Source organism: Pelistega europaea (assembly GCF_013133775.1).
Lineage (GTDB): Bacteria > Pseudomonadota > Gammaproteobacteria > Burkholderiales > Burkholderiaceae_B > Taylorella > Taylorella europaea.
Window position 1 is genome coordinate 11501 of the sequence record NZ_JABGBO010000001.1, and the last position, 21844, is coordinate 33344.

The 21844-nt window shown below is 41.4% G+C and carries 19 protein-coding genes; 11 read left to right on the forward strand and 8 right to left on the reverse strand.

The features are described from left to right. The first annotated feature begins 149 nt into the window (after positions 1–149). Positions 150–1415, forward strand: a complete 1266-nt coding sequence (locus tag HKX40_RS00070) for a flavin-containing monooxygenase (protein ID WP_171587529.1) — start codon at positions 150–152, stop codon at positions 1413–1415. A gap of 245 nt (positions 1416–1660) precedes the next feature. Here the strand turns inward: HKX40_RS00070 and HKX40_RS00075 are convergent, their stop codons facing one another. Further along, the gene (locus tag HKX40_RS00075) at positions 1661–2479 is read right to left on the reverse strand and encodes an ABC transporter substrate-binding protein (protein ID WP_171587530.1); all 819 of its coding nucleotides are present in this window, start codon (positions 2477–2479) and stop codon (positions 1661–1663) included. A gap of 208 nt (positions 2480–2687) precedes the next feature. On the opposite strand from HKX40_RS00075, the gene HKX40_RS00080 reads away from it, so the two are divergent. Beyond that, entirely contained in the window at positions 2688–3413 is a 726-nt protein-coding gene (locus HKX40_RS00080) for a class II aldolase and adducin N-terminal domain-containing protein (protein ID WP_171587531.1), read from the forward strand. A gap of 168 nt (positions 3414–3581) precedes the next feature. Here HKX40_RS00080 and yidC read toward each other — a convergent pair whose 3' ends face one another. The 4 genes from yidC to rpmH all read right to left on the reverse strand — a co-directional run bounded on the left by yidC (position 3582) and on the right by rpmH (position 6041). Then, a complete protein-coding gene (gene yidC / locus HKX40_RS00085; RefSeq protein WP_171587532.1) occupies positions 3582–5201 on the reverse strand; it encodes a membrane protein insertase YidC in 1620 nt (539 codons plus the stop codon). Between the two features lie 67 nt (positions 5202–5268). Then, positions 5269–5502 (reverse strand): membrane protein insertion efficiency factor YidD, encoded by a 234-nt coding sequence (yidD, locus tag HKX40_RS00090; RefSeq protein WP_171587533.1) that lies wholly within the window; start codon positions 5500–5502, stop codon positions 5269–5271. 7 nt (positions 5503–5509) lie between these two features. Further along, on the reverse strand, positions 5510–5866 hold the full coding sequence (gene rnpA / locus HKX40_RS00095) for a ribonuclease P protein component (RefSeq protein WP_171587534.1): 357 nt from the start codon (positions 5864–5866) through the stop codon (positions 5510–5512). A 40-nt stretch (positions 5867–5906) separates the two neighbouring features. Beyond that, positions 5907–6041, reverse strand: a complete 135-nt coding sequence (rpmH, locus tag HKX40_RS00100; RefSeq protein ID WP_057654304.1) for a 50S ribosomal protein L34 — start codon at positions 6039–6041, stop codon at positions 5907–5909. 369 nt (positions 6042–6410) lie between these two features. Between rpmH and dnaA the strand changes: the two genes are divergently transcribed. The 3 genes from dnaA (at position 6411) to gyrB (ending at position 11693) form a co-directional block, all read left to right on the forward strand. Continuing rightward, a complete protein-coding gene (gene dnaA / locus HKX40_RS00105; RefSeq protein ID WP_171587535.1) occupies positions 6411–8003 on the forward strand; it encodes a chromosomal replication initiator protein DnaA in 1593 nt (530 codons plus the stop codon). A 2-nt stretch (positions 8004–8005) separates the two neighbouring features. Next, entirely contained in the window at positions 8006–9118 is a 1113-nt protein-coding gene (gene dnaN, locus HKX40_RS00110; protein ID WP_171587806.1) for a DNA polymerase III subunit beta, read from the forward strand. A 133-nt stretch (positions 9119–9251) separates the two neighbouring features. Then, the gene (gene gyrB, locus HKX40_RS00115) at positions 9252–11693 is read left to right on the forward strand and encodes a DNA topoisomerase (ATP-hydrolyzing) subunit B (protein ID WP_171587536.1); all 2442 of its coding nucleotides are present in this window, start codon (positions 9252–9254) and stop codon (positions 11691–11693) included. A gap of 178 nt (positions 11694–11871) precedes the next feature. On the opposite strand, the gene HKX40_RS00120 is transcribed toward gyrB, so the two are convergent. Next, the gene (locus HKX40_RS00120) at positions 11872–12549 is read right to left on the reverse strand and encodes a Fe2+-dependent dioxygenase (RefSeq protein WP_171587537.1); all 678 of its coding nucleotides are present in this window, start codon (positions 12547–12549) and stop codon (positions 11872–11874) included. A 167-nt stretch (positions 12550–12716) separates the two neighbouring features. Continuing rightward, positions 12717–15011, reverse strand: a complete 2295-nt coding sequence (locus tag HKX40_RS00125) for a TonB-dependent receptor (protein WP_171587538.1) — start codon at positions 15009–15011, stop codon at positions 12717–12719. A gap of 312 nt (positions 15012–15323) precedes the next feature. Between HKX40_RS00125 and HKX40_RS00130 the strand changes: the two genes are divergently transcribed. Together HKX40_RS00130 and HKX40_RS00135 are read left to right on the forward strand one after the other, a co-directional pair. Beyond that, complete coding sequence (locus HKX40_RS00130) at positions 15324–15854, forward strand: gamma-glutamylcyclotransferase family protein (RefSeq protein ID WP_171587539.1); 531 nt, start codon at positions 15324–15326, stop codon at positions 15852–15854. A 135-nt stretch (positions 15855–15989) separates the two neighbouring features. After that, positions 15990–16739: a metallophosphoesterase family protein gene (locus tag HKX40_RS00135; protein ID WP_171587540.1), complete on the forward strand. Its 750-nt coding sequence runs from the start codon at positions 15990–15992 to the stop codon at positions 16737–16739. Positions 16740–16822: 83 nt separating this feature from the next. On the opposite strand, the gene HKX40_RS00140 is transcribed toward HKX40_RS00135, so the two are convergent. After that, positions 16823–17755, reverse strand: a complete 933-nt coding sequence (locus HKX40_RS00140) for a pseudouridine synthase (RefSeq protein ID WP_171587541.1) — start codon at positions 17753–17755, stop codon at positions 16823–16825. Between the two features lie 84 nt (positions 17756–17839). Here HKX40_RS00140 and HKX40_RS00145 point away from each other — a divergent pair, with 84 nt between their 5' ends. Genes HKX40_RS00145 through HKX40_RS00160 form a run of 4 tightly spaced genes read left to right on the forward strand, consistent with a single transcriptional unit; the run spans position 17840 to position 21782 of the window. Continuing rightward, complete coding sequence (locus HKX40_RS00145; RefSeq protein WP_171587542.1) at positions 17840–18904, forward strand: ABC transporter ATP-binding protein; 1065 nt, start codon at positions 17840–17842, stop codon at positions 18902–18904. Continuing rightward, entirely contained in the window at positions 18901–19830 is a 930-nt protein-coding gene (locus tag HKX40_RS00150) for an ABC transporter permease (protein ID WP_171587543.1), read from the forward strand. Before HKX40_RS00145 ends, HKX40_RS00150 begins: the two co-directional genes overlap by 4 nt. Position 19831: 1 nt before the next feature. Next, entirely contained in the window at positions 19832–20779 is a 948-nt protein-coding gene (locus tag HKX40_RS00155; protein WP_171587544.1) for an ABC transporter permease, read from the forward strand. Position 20780: 1 nt separating this feature from the next. After that, complete coding sequence (locus HKX40_RS00160; protein ID WP_171587545.1) at positions 20781–21782, forward strand: ABC transporter ATP-binding protein; 1002 nt, start codon at positions 20781–20783, stop codon at positions 21780–21782. The last annotated feature ends 62 nt before the right edge of the window (positions 21783–21844 follow it).

A 21844-nucleotide genomic window follows, 5' to 3' on the forward strand; every position in this document is an offset into this window, starting at 1 on the left:
CCATTTTTTTAAAGATGGTTCGTTTTTTTTGACGCAAGCATTTTGTATATATTATTTTCGTTATTCTTACAGACTCCTTATAGTGTTGGTATGGCTGATTTTTTCATTCAGCCACTTTCGCTGAAAATACATTGAATAGAAGGAATCGTATGAAGACATTCGACAACAATTTTTATGTAGATACTGTCGTGGTAGGTGCTGGTCAGGCAGGAGTGGCAATGAGTGAACACTTAACAACACTGGGTATCTCACATGTTGTGTTAGAGAAAAATAGAATTGCAGAGGCTTGGCGTACACGTCGTTGGGATTCTTTGGTTGCAAATGGACCTTGTTGGCATGATCGCTTTCCTAATATGGAGTTTGAGGCTAATCAGGACAGTTTTGTGCATCATAATGAAGTGGCAGATTATTTTGAAAAATATGCTGCTAAATTTAATGCCCCTATCCATACAGGGGTTGAAGTGTTGAAAGTCACCAAGCGTGAAGGTAAAACAGGATTTGTAGTAGAAACTTCTGCAGGTACGATTTTTTCGGAGAGGGTAGTGTCTGCAACAGGAGCTTTCCAGAAAGCAGTAATTCCTGCCATAGCCCCAAAAAATCCTTCGTTTTATCAAATCCACTCTGATCAGTATAAAAATCCCCAACAATTGCCTGAGGGTGCTGTGATTGTGATTGGTTCAGGTTCTTCGGGGGTACAAATTGCTGATGAATTAAATCGTGCAGGAAAAAAAGTATATCTATCTGTTGGACCACATGAGCGCCCTCCTCGCCGTTACCGCCAACGAGATAATGTGTGGTGGTTGGGTGTATTAGGAGGCTGGGACTATATGAAGACAGATAAAGGGCCACTTAAAGGCTTAGCTGTGAGTGGTGCTCATGGTGGTATTAATATTGATTTTCGTCGTCTTGCTGAACAAGGTATTACATTAATGGGCATGACCAAATCTTTTGATGGTCATAAAATTTATTTCCAAGACGATTTAAAGGCCAATTTAGAAGCGGGAGACAAGGCTTTACTGACATTTTTAGATGATGCGGATGCTTATGTTGTAAGAAATGGTTTGGATTTACCTGAAGAGCCAGAATTAAGAACGATGTTACCGAATCCCGCATGTGTCGAACAGCCATTGTTGGAATTGGATATTCAAAAGGATAATATTGCCGCGGTGATTTGGGCTTCCGGGTTTAGTTATGATTATAGCTGGTTGCAGGTAGATGCTTTTGATGAGCGAGGATTGCCCATCCATAAGCAAGGGATTTCTCCTGAAAGAGGGGTTTATTTTGTAGGTCTTCCTTATTTGACAGGACGAGGTTCTAGCTTTATTTGGGGTGTTTGGCATGATGCGAAGCACATTGCTGAACATATCGATATTCAAAGAAAATATTTGGAATATCGTCCCTCATCACAAGGATAATCAATACATGCAGGCGATATATGCATGGTCGGTTTATAAAAGAGGTATCGATTTCGATACCTCTACTGCCGATGATTTTCTGAAAGGAAAAAATAATAAAAATTTTAGATCTAATCAGTGAATAAGTGATAGTATTAAAGAAAGAGGGAATAGGCGAAAGAAATATATATTTTCTGCTTTCTTGAAAATGTTAATAGGTTCTGCTATGGGCAGAACCTATCGTTTTTAAGTATAAAAAATAATAATTATTTAGGCATATAGTTAGTAATATCTTCAGCCGTAGGAGCTTGTAGACGATATTTTTGGACAAGTTGCTCATATACCCCAGAGGATTTAATGGCTTCTAATCCTTTGGTAAGCTTCTCTAGCATAGCTGTATCACCTTTGCGAACCGCTATGCCTCCAAGAATAGGGAAAAAAGAATCTGTAGAGCTAATAACGACACGCCCGTGGAGTTTTTCTGCTAAGCTTTGTGCAACACTCGTGTCGTCATAATGAGCATCGACTGCTTTTGCCAAGACAGCTTGAATACCCTCGGCTGAGGTGGTGAATTCGCGCACAGAGATGGCAGGTTTTCCTGCAGGAACACAAGTTTCTGTAGATATTTTGGCAAGTTGCTCTGGAAATTTGGATCCCTTGATAGAAGCGACTGTTTTGCCACATAAATCCATTTTTCCTTTGGGTTGATAGGCACTGTCTTTGGCAACAAGAACAGATTCTGTCGTTTTATAATAAGGTACCATATCTACAATTTTCAAACGTTCTGGCGTGATATAAAGCCCAGAGATAAGAATATCGAATTTATTTGCTCTTAAGCCAGAAATAAGGTTTGAAAATCTTGTATCAATAAAGTTAGCCTCATCACCAGATTGCTCAAGAATTTTACTCAATATATCAATATCGAAACCAGCAGGTTTGTTATTCTCCATATACTCAAAAGGAGGAAAGGTTGCATCTGTTCCGATATTGTAGGTTTTTGCCTCTACTACACCTGTTGCCACAATACTGCATGTCATTAATAGAGATGCTAGCAAGTGTTTTTTAGTGACTTTACTATTGTGCATAATGAATCTCCAGAAAAATCATTAGTAATGTCCCTCGTATTGGTTCGATAGGTGAAATAATGAGCCAAGGGGGTGTAACGATTAATATACAGGAGCTTGCCAGGGAAAGTAATTTTGAATTTCCTAGCCAGTTCTCTAAAAAAAACGATGTAGATAATGCTTCAAAATAGCCTAAACTTTCAGAAATGATATTTTAGGAGAATATGTGATGAAGACAGAACAGGAATTGCGGATAGATTTAGCAGCTGCTTTTAGAATTTTTGCTAAGTTGGGTATGCATGAAGCAGTTGCCAACCACTTTAGTGCTGCTGTATCTGCCGATGGCAAAAAATTTTTGCTAAATCCCAAATGGGTACATTTTTCTCAAATCAAAGCCAGTGATTTGATTTTATTAGATGCAGATAATTTGAGCGAAGAGGATTTACAAAAAGTAGATCCTACAGCGTGGTCTATTCATGGACAAATTCATCGATTAAGACCAGATATTCGAGTGGTCATGCACTTACATCCTATTTATGCGACCAGTATTTCTTGTTTAAAGAATCCTACTATCCTGCCTATTGAACAAAATAGTGCCCGTTATTTTAATCGAGTCTCTTATGATTTCCATTATGGTGGTATGGCGGACTCTGTTGCTGAAGGGCAACGGTTGGCAGCTTTGCTAAAAGACAATAAACGTTTAATGATGGGCAACCACGGTGTGTTGGTGGCATCTAATCATATTGGGGTGGCATTTGATGATATGTATACGCTGGAGCGTGCTTGTCAGATTTTGATTAATGCTTATTCGACAGGACAAACTTTACATGTTCTGAGTGATGAAGTTGCAGAAAAAACGGCACAAGACTGGGAGAAAATTGATGATTTTTGCATTGCGCATTTTGAGCAAATGAAAGCAATTTTGGTAAAAGAAGATCCGAGTTTTATGGAGTGATTGCCTTGATCTTTAAACCATTGTAAGTCCTAATCTTGAAATAAGGAAAAATATTGTACTGGTGCAGTTTTTTGTGCCAGTGCAGGTTGGACAGTAAAAAAGCCCAGTTTATTCAAACTGGGCTTTTTAAATCGTCTAAAAGCAAAAGAGATGCTTACAACACATTGACTACTTATGCGTCAAAATTTGCTCATTAGCCGCTTGTCGTAAATGACGTGTAATCCATTGCTGTTGAGCGATAGAAAGTACGTTATTGACAATCCAGTAAAGGACAAGACCTGCTGGGAACCACAACATCATCACCCCAAATACAAGAGGCATAATCATCATAATGCGTGCTTGCATAGGATCAGGTGGTGTTGGGTTGAGCTTCATCTGAATAAACATCGTAGCAATCATAATGATTGGTAGAATGAAGTATGGGTCAGCAACAGAAAGGTCGTGAATCCAACCCAGCCATGGGGCACCACGCATTTCCACACTGGCTAATAATACGCGGTATAGTGTTAAGAACACTGGAATCTGCAACATGATTGGCAAGCAACCCCCAAGAGGATTAATTTTCTCGGTACGATACATTTCCATCATTGCAGCATTTAGTTTTTGACGGTCATCACCATATTGTTCACGTAGAGCTTGCATACGTGGAGCCGCCTCTTTCATCTTGGCCATAGAGCGATAGCTTGCGGCCGATAATGGATAGAGGATAATCTTGATGATGATAGTTAGGACAACAATTGTCCAACCCCAGTTACCAATCCAGCTATGTAACCAGCTCATCAATTTAAACATAGGTTTAGCAATTAAAGTAAGCCAACCGTAGTCCACAACTAAATCAAGAGTAGGATCAATTGCTGCAAGGGCTTTTTGATCTTGAGGGCCAACCCAAAGCGTTGCTTTAGTATCGACTGTTTGACCTGCTGCGACAGCTCCTAAAGGCTCCACAGAACTAATCGCATAAAGATCTTTACCCGCCTTACGGATTTGGATATTGTGTTCTTTACCTTGTTCTGGAATCCAAGCTGTTACAAAGAAGTGTTGAATAAAGCTAATCCAACCATCGGGAGCTTGTTTTACATACTCGGCTGTGTTTTTATCGATTTCTTCAAAGGTAACTTTTTGGAAGCGTTCGCTATCAGAATAAACTGCCCACCCTGTATAAGTGGGTGCCATGTATAAGCCACCTGCAGGTTTGTGGTTATCACGAGTAATTTGCAAGTATTGAGAAGGGTTTTGAGTCGTATCACTAATGTTTTTGATACTGTCCTTTACATCAATGCGATAACTACCTTTGTGTAATGTGTAAGTGCGAGTGACCTCAAGCCCCCCTGATTCAGCTCGGAACACCACATCTAGAGAATCACCAGTTAGTGTTTTTTCTGATGACACTAAAGTAAAAGGCGTATCTTGTTTAGGATAAGCAGTGCCTGCAGCCCCTACCAAGCCACTTTGAACAGTATAAGTATTGTCACCAGTGCTTAATAAGACAGTAGGTTGCGTTTTGTCTTCGGCATCATGGTGGTCTAGCAATTCAGCACGTACGATTTGGGCACCAAGTGTGTCAAAGGTGAGATTAAATACGTCTGTGCTGATTTGAACCTTTTCAGAGGGCTGGGTGGCTGCATTGCTCACAGCAGGAGCTGTCGTTGCAGTTGGTGTTGCTCCATTAGATTGTGTGGTAGTCGCAGTCTCTACATGCTTAGGGGCATTATAGGATTGCCAGTTGCTCCACACCATAAATACAGAAAACAGAAAAATCATCCAAAGGATGCCACGTCTAATATCCATGTAAGTGATTCTTATAAAATGGTTGAGAAAGCCATAAGTTTAACCTAGAAAACGTCGTAACGTGATGTTATTTAGTTTTTTTAATCACAGGAGGTATAGGATCATGACCACCCTGACACCAAGGATTACATCGGCAGATACGGCGAGCCCCTAAATACACTCCTTTAAAAGGGCCATGTGCCTCAATTGCCTGCATTGTGTAAATAGAGCAGCTAGGAGTAAAGCGACAGGAGTTTCCCGTCCAAGGGCTAATGAAGTACCGATAAAACTTTATGGGAGCGATAAATAATTTTTTCAGCATAATCCACCTATTTTTGCCAACGATCAAATAGAGGCTCTACATCTTGGCGTACTTTTTGTCGAAGTTCTCGCAATGAGCAAGGGACGACCACACGATGTAGACGGACAACAAAATCTTTAGGAGGAAGTTGATGTCGTCTCTGACGAAAAATCTCTCGAACAACACGTTTAATCGTGCTACGAGTAACGGCACGTGGCGCGTTTTTCTTAGCAATCACAAGCCCTAAACGAGCCGTTTCAAGAGGATGGGTACTTTGATGTAAAGTGAACAAAGCCCCTCGAGTTACGCGCTTGTTGGAAAATACTGCTGCGAATTCAGAGGGGCGATGTAGGCGCGCCTCTTTGGGATAGTTGGCGCTAGACATGCTGAAAACCTAGAGGAATTATCCTATAGGTATTAAAGGCTTAAACAGCTAGGCGTTTGCGACCTTTTGCACGACGTGCGTTAAGAACGGCACGACCGCCACGAGTTTTCATACGCACACGAAAACCATGTGTACGTTTACGACGAGTAACTGAAGGTTGGAAAGTACGTTTCATGATAATCCCAATAAAGAGCTAATTTTGTTAATCTTATGGTGCCATACTAAAAAATGACGCTGTATAGGACACATTCTCTAGTCAGAACACCGAATAATCTTGGCTTTTTGGCTAGGTAAATATCATTAAACTATTTTTAAGAAAATAGTCACCCGGCCAGACAAATTGTTTAGCAAGCCCTACATTTCAACAAAAAAATTGTATTTAGTCAATAGGTATTTGATTTTATGCTAAAAATTATTCGAAAAGTGTCTTTTTTTTGTGTCAAAACAAGAAAATAGCTTGTTGATAACTTCTAATAACTTTAGATAGATGTGGATAACTTTTTGTGTTAGAATGGCTGTCCACTCAAAAGTTATAGAACAAAAAATGACTGAATTTTGGCAACAATGTATTAATCATCTCTCAAAAGGACTGCCTCCAGCTCAAGTGAAACAGTGGATTATGCCACTGTCTCCCATTGGATTTAATGAGGACGAGACAGAATTCCATATTTCCGCTCCCAGTGTCTTAAAACAGAATTGGGCTATGCGGTATTACGCGCCAGAGATTCAAAAGTTGATTAAAGAGAATTTTAATCACGATGTTAAGGTCGTTGTACTTATCAATAAGGCAGGCGCGACTCCAGTAGTAGCTACCCCTAGTGCTTCTCCAGCAGTTACCACCGCTTTGCCAACTACACCAGAAGCACCATCAATTACGCCTACGACTGCTGCTGTGCCTAAAGTTGAGACGTCTATGGTAGGTAATATTGAGGTTACTATAGAAGAAGATGATACGATTACTACTCAAACGCCTACTGATATTGTGCCGCCTTCGCATACCGCAAAGGCGGCCAAGGTACCTGGCATAGAAGACAATGAGATTTTTATTAGTCAAGGTGTGTTAATAGTCCCAGAGACTAAGCGTGAAGCCTATGCGGCAACTAATCTTAACCCAGCACATACCTTTGCTAATCTAGTTGTGGGGCATTCTAACGAGTTAGCCTATGCTACAGCTAAAAATGTTATTCGTAATTTGGGTAAAGTGGGTTATAACCCTCTGTTCCTCTATGCAAGCACAGGTCTTGGTAAAACGCATCTTATGCACGCCATTGGGAATGAGCTATTTAGAACAGGGCGTATTAAGAGTGCACGGTATATTCACGCTAATGATTACTATACAGAAATTGCTCAAAAAATGCGTAAGGGGGAGTACCTAGACTATCGCATGCAAGAAATGAAAGAATATGCTAATCTTGACTTGTTGCTCATTGATGATATTCAGTTTTTTAAAAATAAGGAACGCACACAACAAGAATTTTTCCATTTGTACGACACTATGGTGCGCAAGGGCAAGCAAGTGGTTATTAGCTCTGATACCTATCCGCAAGAATTAGCAGATATTGATGAGCGTCTTATCTCTCGTTTTAGTTCTGGTTTGCCGATTCAGATTGAGCCCCCAGAGTTAGAGATGCGGGTAGCTATTCTCATGAAAAAGGCTGAAAGTAAGCCAAATATTGTTTTGACTGATGAGGCTGCCTTTTTCATTGCTAAGCATATTCGTAGTAATATTCGTGAGTTGGAAGGCGGTCTACAAAAAGTAATGGCGTTTGCTGAGTTCAAAAGTTTCAAAGAAATCACTGTTGATGTGTGTAAAGAGGCCCTGAAAGATTTACTTCGGGTAGTCAATGGTTTGATTACTGTTGAAAATATTCAGAAAACTGTCGCAGATTTTTATAAAATGAAGGTTTCGGATATATACTCTAAGAGTCGTAAAGCAGAAAATGTTCGCTTACGACATATTGCTATGTATCTAGCCAAAGAATTGACGCGTAAGAGCCTGCCAGAATTAGGAGAGGCTTTTGGTGGTCGTGACCATTCAACAGTACATCATGCTGTTGAAAAAATTATTGAGCTTCGTGCAACAGATAGTAAGTTAAACCATGAGTTGCATGTTTTAAAACAAACCTTAAAAGGATAATGATGCAATTATTCCAAGCAAGCACAGATGCGCTATTAAAGCCACTACTTACGGTGGTTGGTATTGTGGAGCGTAAGACGACGATGCAAATTTTATCGAATGTTCTTCTCAAGAAAGAAGGCGATAAAATGGCATTTGTGGCCAACGATATGCTTATTCAGATTACCACGCATGCCAATTTTGGCGTGGGTGATGATGTGGAGTCAGTAACCGTTGCTGCACGTAAACTTCAAGATATTCTTCGTGCACTGCCTGCGGCTGGTCAGGTGAGTGCAAGCGTGACAGATCAGAAGATGACTATCCAGTGTTCTGGTAGCCGCTTCTCATTGCAAACACTGCCTGGCAAGAATTTTCCATTATTACCTATAATCGAGCAATGGCAACACAACTTTACGATGACACAAAGCTCTTTGCGTCGTTTGTTTAATATGATTCATTATGCTATGGCACATCAGGATATCCGCTTCTACTTAAATGGTATGTTGATGGTGTTGGAGCCTGGTCTGGTGCGTGCTGTTGCTACTGATGGACACCGTTTAGCACATGCTGCAGAGGATGTGGCTAGCGTCACTAGTGAGGCTAGTGTGATTATTCCCCGCAAGACTGTAGATCAGATGCTACGCTTATTAGATGACAGTGATGCTGAGGTTCAGATTAGTATTGCTGAGGGTCAAATCCGTTTTGTGTTCGGTGATGTAGAGCTGATTTCTAAACTGGTGGAAGGTAAGTTCCCTGATTATAAGCGTGTGATTCCTACCGACTATACTGTGCATCTACGTATTAATCGTGAAGAACTACTCCAAAACCTTCAACGTGCAGCGATTCTGGTGTCAGAAGATAAGTTACGTACGATTAAATTGCATTTTGGTGAAAATGTACTCCGTATCTCTTCTTCTAACCTAGACCAAGAAGAAGCGAAGATGGAGCTTGCATTAGACTACAATGGTGAGCCTATTGATATTGGCTTTAATGTGACCTATTTGTTAGATGTTCTTAACACTGCCAAGACAGAAGATGTCATTGTGTCACTTAAGGGTGAGTCTAATTCTCCTGTGTTGATTTCATTACCTAACCACGAACATTTCCGTTATGTAGTGATGCCTTTGCGTATCTAGGTAGAGGTTTGGTGAGAGTTATCACTATACCGAGATAACTCTTGCCTTAGCGACTTGGGTATTCTTTCGTCATTATTTTTTGCCGTCGTGATATTCAACGACGGTCTCTCATTTTTAAAAAAGCGTATTCATTATGACCGATTCTACAAATCAAGCAAATTATGGCGCCGATTCCATTAAGATGCTCAAAGGCCTTGAAGCCGTCCGTAAACGTCCAGGGATGTATATTGGAGATACCTCTGATGGTACAGGATTGCACCACATGGTATTTGAGGTGGTTGACAATGCAATTGACGAAGCTTTGGCTGGTTATTGTGATGATATCGTTGTAACTATTCACACCGATAACTCCATCTCTGTTCGAGATAATGGTCGCGGTATTCCTACTGATATTCATAAAGACGACGAGTATGGACGTAGTGCTGCTGAGATTGTGATGACTGAGCTGCATGCTGGTGGTAAATTCGACCAAAACTCTTATAAAGTCTCTGGTGGTTTGCATGGTGTGGGTGTGTCATGTGTGAATGCTCTTTCTGAATGGTTGCGTTTGACAATTTACCGCGATGGTAAGACTCATCAAATGGAGTTTCGTCGCGGCGAACGTGTAGAGCCACTTAAGGTGACTGGTGAGACAGATAAACGCGGTACTGTAGTGCGTTATCTTGCTGATGCGGAGATTTTCGGTAAGATTGATTATAGCTACGATATTTTTGCTAAGCGTTTACGTGAGTTATCTTTCTTAAATAATGGCGTTAGTATTCGTTTGGTAGATGAGCGTCAAGGTAAAGAGGAAAACTTCTCTTTCTCTGGTGGTGTTAAGGGCTTTGTAGAATATATCAACAAGAATAAGACGGTTCTTCATCCTAATATTTTCTACGTGTCAGGTAGTTCTTCAGCTAGTGGTACTGAGGTTGGCGTGGATGTAGCGATGCAATGGAATGATAGCTATGGTGAGCAAGTCCTTTGCTTTACTAATAACATCCCTCAACGCGATGGTGGCACACACTTGACAGGGCTACGTGCGGCGATGACGCGGGTGATTAACAAATATATTGCAGACAATGAATTGGCCAAAAAAGCTAAGGTAGAAACCACGGGTGATGATATGCGTGAGGGCTTGAGCTGCGTATTATCGGTGAAAGTACCTGAGCCTAAGTTTAGCAGCCAAACCAAGGACAAACTGGTTTCTAGTGAAGTACGAGCTCCTGTCGAGGAAGTAGTGGCTAATGCACTTGAGACTTGGTTGCTAGAAAATCCACATGACGCTAAGAGTGTTTGCGGCAAGATTGTTGAGGCTGCACGTGCACGTGAGGCTGCACGTAAAGCCCGTGAACAAACTCGCCGTAAGGGTATTTTAGAAGGGGCTGGTTTACCAGGTAAACTGGCTGACTGCCAAGAACGAGACCCTGCAAAATGTGAACTTTACATTGTCGAGGGTGACTCTGCTGGAGGTTCAGCAAAACAAGGCCGCAATCGTAAGTTCCAAGCAATTTTACCGTTACGTGGTAAGGTGTTGAACGTAGAAAAAGCTCGTTTTGATAAGTTACTTGCGAGCGAAGCAATTACTACGTTGATTACTGCATTAGGAACCAGTATTGGGGAAGAATTTAACATTGAAAAATTGCGTTATCACCGCATCATTATCATGACCGATGCGGATGTGGATGGAGCACATATTCGTACATTATTACTCACCCTACTCTATCGTCAAATGCCAAAACTGGTTGAGGAGGGACATGTCTATATTGCCCAACCACCACTTTACAAGGTGAAAGTAAAAGGTAGCAAAGTAGAGCGTTATCTCAAAGATGAAAATGAAGAAGCAGTCTTTATGCAAGAAATTGCATTAAAAGATGCAGGTATTAAGCAAGGCGACCAAATCATTGCAGATGATGAGTTAAAACAATACTTTGATCTCTATCTTTCTGCGGATCGCGTCATTAAGCGTTTAGCTCGTGTGATGGATGAAAAAGCTCTTACGGCAATTAGCGAGGGAGTCTTATTAGATCTCTCTAGTGAGGATTCGGCTCGACGTTGTGCGGCAGCTTTACAGGAAACTTTATTCGATCCATTGAATCCTAAGGCGGTGTCTGTGGAAGTGGAGTTTGAAGCAGACAGCAATAGTCACCGTCTTGTTTTACGTCGAATTCATCATGGTAATATTCGCATCACTCTCTTTAATAAAGACTTCATTGAGAGCAATGATTATCGCGTGCTTTCGCAGGCTGCGACAACTTTCAAAGGTTTAATTAAAGAAGATGCTGTTGTGTTCCGTGGTAAGGGTGAACATCCTGATGATTTAGCTATTAGTAGTTTCCGTGAGGCTGTGGTGTGGTTACGTCAACAAGCAGAGAATGCAGTGACTAAACAACGCTACAAAGGTCTTGGAGAGATGAAGGCCGAACAATTATGGGAAACAACAATGGATCCGGAAGTTCGTCGCTTGCTCCGTGTGCGTATTGAGGATGCGATTGCGGCAGATCAAATCTTTGAAACCTTGATGGGTGACAAGGTTGAGCCTCGTCGAGAGTTCATTGAGAATAATGCACTCATGGTTAGTGATTTAGATATTTAGTCTTCATTTTGTAGACTATCTTGGTACTTTTGATGGTCGGTGCTTATAAAGCTTCTTTAAGCAATTATTAGCAATGAAGATATGGTAAGGCCGACCATCAAAATATTACAGCAAAAAAAGTTTCTTTAACATAAAAAGTAGAGATGGGAATGCTCTCCAAGTGGGCAAAGAAGACTCTTTAAGTATCAGACCAGCGACGTAATAAATTGTGGTAGACACCCGCTAAACTTACAATACGTGGATGATCTGGTGCCAACTGTACCAGCTCTTGAATTGACTGGTCTAATTCATATAACAAGGCTCGCTGCCCATCATCACGCACCAAACTTTGCAACCAGAAAAAACAACTAATCCTGGCCCCTTTAGTGACGGGTTTCACCATGTGTAGGCTTGTTGCTGGGTAAAGAATTAAATGTCCTGCTGGTAGTTTTACTTCTTTCCTACCGTAGGTGTCATCAATGACCAGCTCCCCTCCCTCATATTCCTCAGGATTGGTTAAAAACAATGTCCCAGAAACGTCTGTGCGAACTCGCTCCTTGGTATGTAAATTAAATCGTATTGCTCCATCAATATGCATTCCATATGTACCACCACCCTCATAACGATTAAATAAAGGTGGGTAAAAGCGATTGGGTAAGGCAGCTGACATGAACGTATTGTTTTGAGTAAAAAGTTGAATAATTTCTTGTCCTAGCTGTAGTGCAAAAGGGTCATCTTCAGCTAGTTGTTGGTTATTTTTGACATGTATAGAATGTGAGCCTGCAGTGGCCCTGCCATCAACCCAGTTGGCATTGACTAATTTGTTGCGAATATAGGCGGCTTGTTCTGCCGTCAGAATAGGAATGTCTAGTAGCACAATAATAGCCTGTCAAAGAAAAATGATAAAAGATAGTGTATCGGAAAATTCGAGTGAAAAAGAAAACATTTGATTATATTTGTTGAAGAATATGGTCAGCATGTAAGCAGAATATAGATTCCCTCCCCTTTTGAAAGAGAGAGGGAATCAAAGAGAGTTGCTTTGCGTTAGAACTTGATGTCTGTTGAAAGAATAAATGTGCGTCCAGAGCCAGGAATAGCGAATTTTTGAAATCCATCTCTACTGGTGCTGACTTTCGCAAAGTATTTCTTGTTAAAGACATTGTTGACGTTCAGACGTAAATCTACGTTCTTATTAACGCGATAGCTAACAGCGGCATCAACCACAAAGTAAGCTGGTGCTTGGGCTGTTAAGTCAAAGCCTTTGTTTGTGAAATTACCTGCGCTAAATTGACGTTTACCGACGTATTGAACACCGACACTGGCATTCAAAGCTTCAGTAAAGGCGTAGGTTGTCCATAGATTGAAAGCGTATTTAGGTACGTTTTTGAGACGACCACCTTCGTTTAATGGATTTTCCTGGTTGCGAATAACCTTGCCATTAAGGTAAGTAAATCCAGCGTAGGCAGACCAACGATCCGTGATATTACCAGCAGCAGAAAGTTCTAAACCGCGTACACGTTCTTTGGTAGCATGTTGGACAATTTTATCTGGATTGTCGGGGTCAGTGTCAGTAGAGTTGCTGCGCTCTGTTTGGAAGATGGCTGCAGTAACGGCAAGATTGTTATTAAACAAATCCCACTTAGTTCCTAGTTCCCATGTCTTGGCTTTCGTTGGCGAGTAGTCATTGCCGCCACCACTGCGAGAGGCTGCACCAGCTGCTGATGGTTGAGTAGCTTGGCTATAAGATAAGTAGATAGAGCCATTCTCTACAGGTTTGTAAACAAGTCCTAAACGACCACTCCATACCGTTTCTTTCTGCGTGATAGCACGACCTTTGCTGTCTACTGCTCGACTACCATCTGCTGCATACCATTTTGCATGATAACGATCCATGCGTAAGCCAGCATCAATTTCCCATTGTGGGCTGAGCTTGATATTATCGTAGACAAAAAGACCAATATCTTGAACTTCAGTACCTGCTTTACTTGTACCTACGTTAAGTTTAGTAGGACCACTCCAGTAATCGGTAGGATTACGTACATCAATGACCATACGCCCTTTAGATGTATCCGGTAATGTGCGAGAGTATGGGCGATTGCGGTAGGTTTCTTGATACCATTCTGCACCGACAAGCATATTATGTTGTACGCTACCTGTGTTGAACTTAATATTTAAGTTAGTTTGATTGGCATAAGTCTCTCCGCGGTACTGGCTAGCAATAGAAGGAATACGAGCGGTAGCGAGATAGCCACTAGGGTAGGTTTCGGTAGTAGAAGCATAGCCCCAATAATCGCTAGTGTTGAATTTTCCTTTTTGGTAGCCTGTTGCTTTGATTTTGCCGACATTGAGTAATCGTCCTCCAGTCGCATAGGTTCTAAAACGATCAACACGCGACCATGAGAATGTATTAGAGACACGTACGTTATCAGAAAAATCATGCTCTAGCTTTGCTGAGAATCGTTGAGTTTTGGTTTCTTCCGAGTCAAAATTTTTGTTACCTGCCCAGAAATCCCAGTCAACGCCATTCATACGCTTACCAGTATATGCACTGACAGGTAAACCAAAGTCAGGAATATTCTCGTCTTTTTGATAGAAATAAGAGAGGTTCAAGCGAGTAGGAGTACCTAAACCAAAGGTAATAGAAGGTGCTACACCCCAACGTTTAAATTCAGTAGGGCCACGTCCTGCTACATTGTTCTTATGACCCATGACATTTAAACGGAAAGCAATGGAATCCGTAATTTTGTGGTTAATATCGGCTGTAGCTCGTTGGTAGTTGTCGGTTCCTACACCTAGATGAATATGATTGAAATTATCTAATTTAGGCTTTTTGCTGCTGAGGTTAATACTGCCACCTACAGCGGCGACACCTGTTTCAAAAGAGCCTGTACCTTTGAATACCGTCACATCTTCAAGGTTAAACGTATCTGTGCGAGTACTTAAGGCACTTTCACGGGTTTCGTCTACGGTCACACTTTGCTCTGCACTGAAACCTCGGATATTAAACATATCCCCCCAACCAGCGCCACCTTCTCCCATAGTAAATGCTACACCGGGCACATTGCGTAATACTTCTTGTAAGGTTTGAACCCCTTGTTCTTCAAGGACTTTTTTAGGGATGACCTGAATAGATTGCGGGGTATCTAATAATGGCTGATCAAATTTAGAGTGATTGACTGAATCTGTTTTGTAATTCTCACTTACTGCAGTGATTTTTTCTAGTTGGGTTGCTGTTTTTTCTTGTGCTGTTGCTGGCATACCAGCCAATACGCCAACGGTAATAGCAACAGTAGGCACCCATTGAGGGGCTAGTGTCGGCAAAGACTTCTTCGGTGGCATAAAAATTTCTCCCTAATAAATGAATCATCAATAAAAGCAAATGAAAATAATAACAATTATCATTAATAATTTAAAGTATATTGCATTATTTTGGTGTTATCTTGTATTTAAATTGCAACAACTATAACTAAGCATTTTCAGGAGCTATAAATATTACAAAATGCAAATTGATAATATTATTCAATAAAACTTTATTTTTCATAATGTTAGGTGGTTTTTATAGGGGGCTTAAGGAAACTACTGATTTTCTATACAAGACAAAAAGACGACAATAACAATCATTTTTATTGCGATGCGGTATAAGGATTTAAGATGTATTTTCCTCTTTTTGTTTACGGTACATTAAAGAAAGGTTTTGCCAACTATGCTCGGCATTGTGCTGGGGCAGTTAAAGTAGAAACCGCTTGTTGCTGGGGAAGACTATACTCGTTAGATGCAGGCTACCCTGCGATGGAGGTTCCACCACATACAATACAAGCGATAGGTTCTACAGCTTATGTGCTAGATGGTAAGCACAAGGGTAAAATGTTAAGTTTTGAACAGCCAGAGGGAGATTGGGATCAGGTACAAGGGGAGTTGATGTACTTTGCCCATCCAGACAAAGAGATTCCTCTGATTGATGAGCTAGAAGAATACCACCCTGATAAAAAAGATAATCTTTATGAACGGGTGTTTATTACAGTAAAGACTGAAGACGCACTAGTCAATGCATGGACTTATGTGATGAAGGATGTCAAAATGCCTGGGCATCGGGTTTGTCTAAATCAAGAGGGGGTGGCAGAGTGGACCAATAGTGACTCTGGCTATATTGGAGAAACACAGACAGCAGCATCTCTTTTATAGTATGGGGCTAAACTAAAGAAAAGAGCCCTTACCTAATAAAGAAAGGAGCCCTTACCTAACAACAAGGTTATACTGGCATGTTGTTAGGAGTATTTTGTACAATAGTGTTTAGGTTCACTTTTTTATTCTACGTTCATGTCCAGTGCCAACGATATCCTTTTTTTTGGTGATACGCATGGTGGATTTGCTCATTGCTTACATATTGTGGAGCAATTCAAACCAAAAGCGATTATCTTTTTAGGTGATTTACAGGCGCCAGCACCTTTGCACGAGGTGTTGGCTGATGTGATGCACCTGACACAGGTATGGTGGATTCCTGGTAACCATGATACGGATAGTGCAGAAGTATATGATCACTTATTTGCTAGTCAGTTAGTAGATAGAAATCTACATGGTAGAGTAGAAAATATCGCTGGTTATCGCGTTGCTGGTTTAGGTGGTGTTTTCCGTGGGCGCATATGGTCTCCACATCAAGAAACTTGGAATTTTTTCTCTCCCGAAGACTTTATTCAGCAAGCTCCAGACTATTTGCGATTTAGGGATGGGTTGGCACTCAAACAACGAAGCTCTATCTTTCCTGAAACCTATATGACATTGCGTACTCAACAAAGTGATATTTTAGTCACACATGAGGCACCATCCTGTAATAAATTTGGTTTTGCTGTCCTAGATAGACTAGCGCGGCAAATGGGTGTGAGAAAGTTATTTCATGGACATCATCACGATACTTATGACTACAGTGAGCACTTCCCACGTATGGGTTTTGAAACTTATGCTGTAGGTTATCAAGGGGTGACAAACCTTGCAGGGGAAATCATTCGTCCTGGCAATAATGACGGTGAGTATGGAAATCGAGTAGCAACTTTAAAGATGAATAATACATAGTGTTCCATCATTAATAGATGGGATATATCTTTAAGCAATGTAATTGTCTATCCCTAAGATTATTAAGCAAAAAGCAGAATGCATCATAGAGCATGCGTAAAATATTGCTTTACCAAGTCTAGTGTTTGCATGCTTTCAAAATAGCGCTCTTGCCGTGTTACAGGATCAAGAAAACGTATTGAGCGAGCGAGTAACTGTAATGGTTTCTTAAAGTTATCTGTGGCGCGAGCAGGAAGCAATACAGGATAAAACTCATCATGACAGATTGGCATTCTCAAGCTGTTCATATGTACGCGTAGTTGATGCTTCTTACCTGTGTGAGGGATTAGTCGATAATGGGCATAACATTCATTATGTTGAATGACTTCAATCAGTGTTTCGCTATTAGGAGGGATTGATGGGTCACTAGCCTCTTGCATGGTGAAGTATTGAGGACTTTTTTCAATATGACTGCAATGGGTAAGTGGAAAAGTCAACTCCTGACGCCAAGGAGCTACACATTCATAAACTTTGTGAATGTCTCTTCCCTGAAAAAGACTCTGATAGGCTCCGCGATAATCAGGGTGCATGCAAAAGAGTAATACCCCTGCGGTATCTCTATCTAAACGGTGCAAGGGTGAAATGTGATAGTTGTTAAACATCTTGCGTAAGCGAATCAATGCGGTCTCTTGTAAATAACGACCACCTGGAATGCTGGCAAGAAAATGTGGCTTATCGACAGCAATAAGATAGTCGTCCTGAAAAAGAACAGTTAATTCAAAGGGAACGGGTACCTCGTCTTCTACTTCACGATAGTACCAAAGCCAGGAGTCAGCAGGATAGACGCTGTCGAGTTGATAAGCAACCCCATGTTGATTCACCATATCCCCACGTGCTAAACGCATTTTGATAATATCTACATCCATATGAGGGAATCGATGCAATAAGAAGTCTAGTAATGTTTTCCAGTCCCCTTTTGGGATGTAAAGACGACTAGCACTAATACCTGCACGCACGGGAAGGGGATTTTTTACCATTGTTGTATATGTAATCAGTTAGAATAATCTTTTTTATGAGTTAGTTATCAATTCACGATGTAATGTGAATTGCGTGATGCCTTTATGCCAAAACCTTTAGTTTCTGTTGAGCATGTAAGTAAAAACTTTACCGTAGGACATGGGAAAACGGTCAAAGCTGTCTGTCATTTTAACCTACAAATCTACCCTGGTGAAACAGTAGGATTGGTCGGTGAGTCGGGCTGTGGGAAGTCAACTATCGGCCGTGTGATATTAGGCTTGTATCAGGCAGACGAAGGGCAAGTATTGATAGATGGTCAAAATGTGCATCACTTAACAGGCGATGCAAAAAAAGCCATGATTCGTCAAGCTCAGATGATTTTCCAAGATCCTTATGCAAGTTTAAATCCTCGTGCTACTGTGATGGAAATTATTGCAGAACCATTAGAAATTCATCAGCTATATCGTGATAAAAATGAGTTAAAAAATAAGATTCATGCCTTGTTAGAAGAAGTGGGATTGCGAAAAGAGCATGCGGATCGCTATCCTCATGAATTCTCAGGGGGGCAACGGCAGCGGATAGGTATTGCTCGAGCATTGGCACTTAATCCCAGGTTTATTGTGGCAGATGAACCAATCTCTGCATTGGATGTTTCTATTCAGGCACAGATTGTATTGCTATTGCAACGATTGCAGCGGGAAAAAGGGCTGACCTACTTATTTATTGCACACGACTTATCCATGGTGAAGTATATCTCTGACCGAGTGGGTGTGATGTATTTAGGTCATTTAGTCGAGCTGGCAGAGAGTAAGGAACTATACGAACAACCACTACACCCTTATACACAAGCATTATTATCAGCAATCCCTATTCCAGATCCTGCACTAGAAGATAGCCGGCAACGCATTGTCTTACAAGGAGAGCTTCCTAGTGCAATGAACCCTCCCAGTGGTTGTGTCTTTCATACACGCTGTCCCAAAATGATGACAAAATGCCAGCAGGAAGAGCCACTGTTTAAATCCTATGCTCCTCAGCATTTTGTGGCCTGTCATTGGGTAGAGGAGCAATTCTCGGGGAGACAAAGAGAGGCAAGGAATAGGATAGAGGGGATAGATAATCATCGTACAGAGCAGCAAGAGGATACCAGTTTTAGTGGAGAAAACCCATGAAACAATATATTGTTAAACGGTTTTTGATGATGGTGCTGACGATATTGATTATCGCTTCATTGACTTTTTTCTTAATGCATTTCATTCCTGGCTCTCCCTTTGACCAAGATCGATCTTTTAATGAGGCGGTGGAGCAGAACTTGCGTAGTTTCTATCGACTAGATCAACCGTTATATGTGCAATATTTGCATTATATGCAGTCGATTTTTACGCTTGATTTTGGACCGTCAATTAGTCACCCAGATACAACTGTAGTACAGTTTTTGGAGCGAGGTTTTCCAGTGTCGTTTGAGCTGGGAATCTTTGCTGTTGTTGTCGCTGTAATATCGGGTATTGCGTTGGGGGTGTTTGCAGCCTTAAAGCATAATGGCGTGATTGATTATCTTGCTATGGGGTTTGCGGTGTTAGGGATTTCTATTCCTAATTTTATTTTGGCGACCTTGTTAATCCAGGAGTTTGCTGTGAATTTAGGTTGGTTTCCTGCTGCGACATGGCAAACGCCTATGCATATGGTGTTGCCCATTGTGGCATTGGCGACTTCTCCTTTAGCCATTATTGCTCGGCTAACACGTGCTAGTATGCTGGAGACGCTGACTCAAGATTATATACGTACTGCTAAAGCGAAGGGATTATCTCCCTGGAAAGTGGTTGTGAGGCACGCTTTACGTAACGCCTTAATGCCAGTGGTCACTCTTTTAGGGACATTACTTGCTTCTATCCTCACAGGGACTTTTATTATTGAGAAAATCTTTGCTATCCCTGGGATGGGACGCTATTTTATTGACTCTATTAGTAATCGTGATTACCCTGTCATTATGGGAACAACGGTGTTCTACAGCACTGTCTTGGTAGTATTACTTTTTTTGGTGGACATGGTGTATTGCTTGCTAGATCCACGAATTCGTTTGGATAAAAAAGGAGAGTAAGATGAGTACGCCGCTACCTGATAAAACCATTCCTATTCCTGATGAGTTATTTCAACCCTATATGCCCTCTTCTCAAGCAGCAGTAGCAGATATTGTTCGCCCCAGTTTGTCTTATTGGTCAGATGTATGGCGACGGCTATGCATGAATAAGCTGGCTATGTTTGGATTATTTTTACTATTGGTGATGCTGTTGATGGCAATTTTTGCTCCTATGCTTTCCTCTCACTCGGTAACGGACCAATCATTAAGTGCACAAAATATTCCTCCCTCAGCTGAGTATTGGTTTGGTACAGATGATTTAGGGCGGGATGTGTTTGTGCGAACTTGGTATGGGGCACGTATTTCTTTATTTGTAGGTTGTATGGCGGCATTGATTGATTTTGTCATAGGGGTAAGCTACGGAGGCTATAGCGGTTATAAAGGAGGGCGTACCGATGCCATTATGATGCGTATTGTAGAAATTCTTTATGGTTTGCCCTATTTGTTGATTGTAATTTTGCTGATGGTCGTCATGGGACCTAGTTTATTGACCATTGTGGCAGCACTTTCAGTGACAGGCTGGATTGGTATGGCACGTATAGTGAGAGGACAAATTCTTCAGTTAAAGAATTATGAGCATGTGACTGCATCACGTTCTTTTGGGGCAAGTCCTTGGCGTATTATCCGCAAGAATCTGCTGCCAAATACGATGGGACCTATTATTGTGCAAATGACGTTAACTGTACCTAGTGCCATTTTTGCAGAGGCTTTTCTTAGCTTTCTTGGTTTAGGTGTACAAGCACCTTATGCTTCTTGGGGAGTGATGTCTAATGATGCATTGCCAGTCATTCTCTCGGGAGAGTGGTGGCAGTTGTTTTTCCCTGCCTTGTGCATTTCATTGACTATGTTTGCCTTTAATGTGTTAGGTGATGGATTGCAAGATGCACTAGACCCAAAATTGAGGAAATAAGATGGGTAAAGACACGTTGCTTAGCATTCGACATTTGTCTGTGAATTTTACGGTTTATGGTGGTACGGTTCACGCTGTACGAGATTTAAGTTTGGATATTCGCCGAGGAGAGACTGTTGCCATTGTGGGAGAGTCTGGTTGTGGTAAGTCAGTCACCTGTGCCGCTGTCATGGGCTTAATTAGTAAACCAAGTGGACATATTGTAGGTGGGGAAATTATATTTGATGGTCAGAATTTATTGAATCTATCTCAGCAGCAATTACGCACGATTCAAGGCAACCGTATTGCCATGATTTTTCAAGACCCTATGACGGCGCTTAATCCTACCCTAACAATTGGAGAACAATTAACGGAGGGTGTTCGTAAGCACAAAGGAGTGGACAAAGAGGCTGCTTATGCAAAAGCAGTTGAGATGCTGGAATTGGTGGGTATAGCAGAGGCATCTTCGAGATTAGAGCAATATCCGCATCAATTCTCAGGGGGTATGAGGCAGCGGATTGTCATTGCTATGGCGTTGATGACTGAGCCAGACCTATTAATTGCGGATGAGCCCACTACGGCACTGGATGTGACCATTCAGGCACAAGTGCTAGAGTTATTTGAGCAGATTCAAGCCAAGACAGGGGTGGCCATTATTCTGATTACCCATGATTTAGGAGTGGTGGCCAAGATAGCCAATCGCATTGCTGTCATGTATGCAGGGCAATGTATAGAGGAGGGTGATAGAGAGGATATTTTCTACCATACTCAACATCCCTATACCAAGGGGTTGCTCGCTTGTGTTCCTCGTTTGGATATGCAGGATGGATATTTAAAACCTATCGAGGGTTCTCCCCCTGATTTGTTTGCCCCACCCTTGGGATGTGGTTTTTTTGCTCGTTGTCAGTACAGGTTAAGAGTATGTGAGCAGTATCCTCCCTCTAGTTATGTTGTGCAAGATTGCCATAAGGTGTTATGCTGGTTGCAAGATTCGCGTGCAGGGTGTACTTTATGCGAATCATAAGCTAATCAAATATTCACGTTAATAGTGAGAGCATACTGTAGTGTAGAGCTAATGTTATTTTT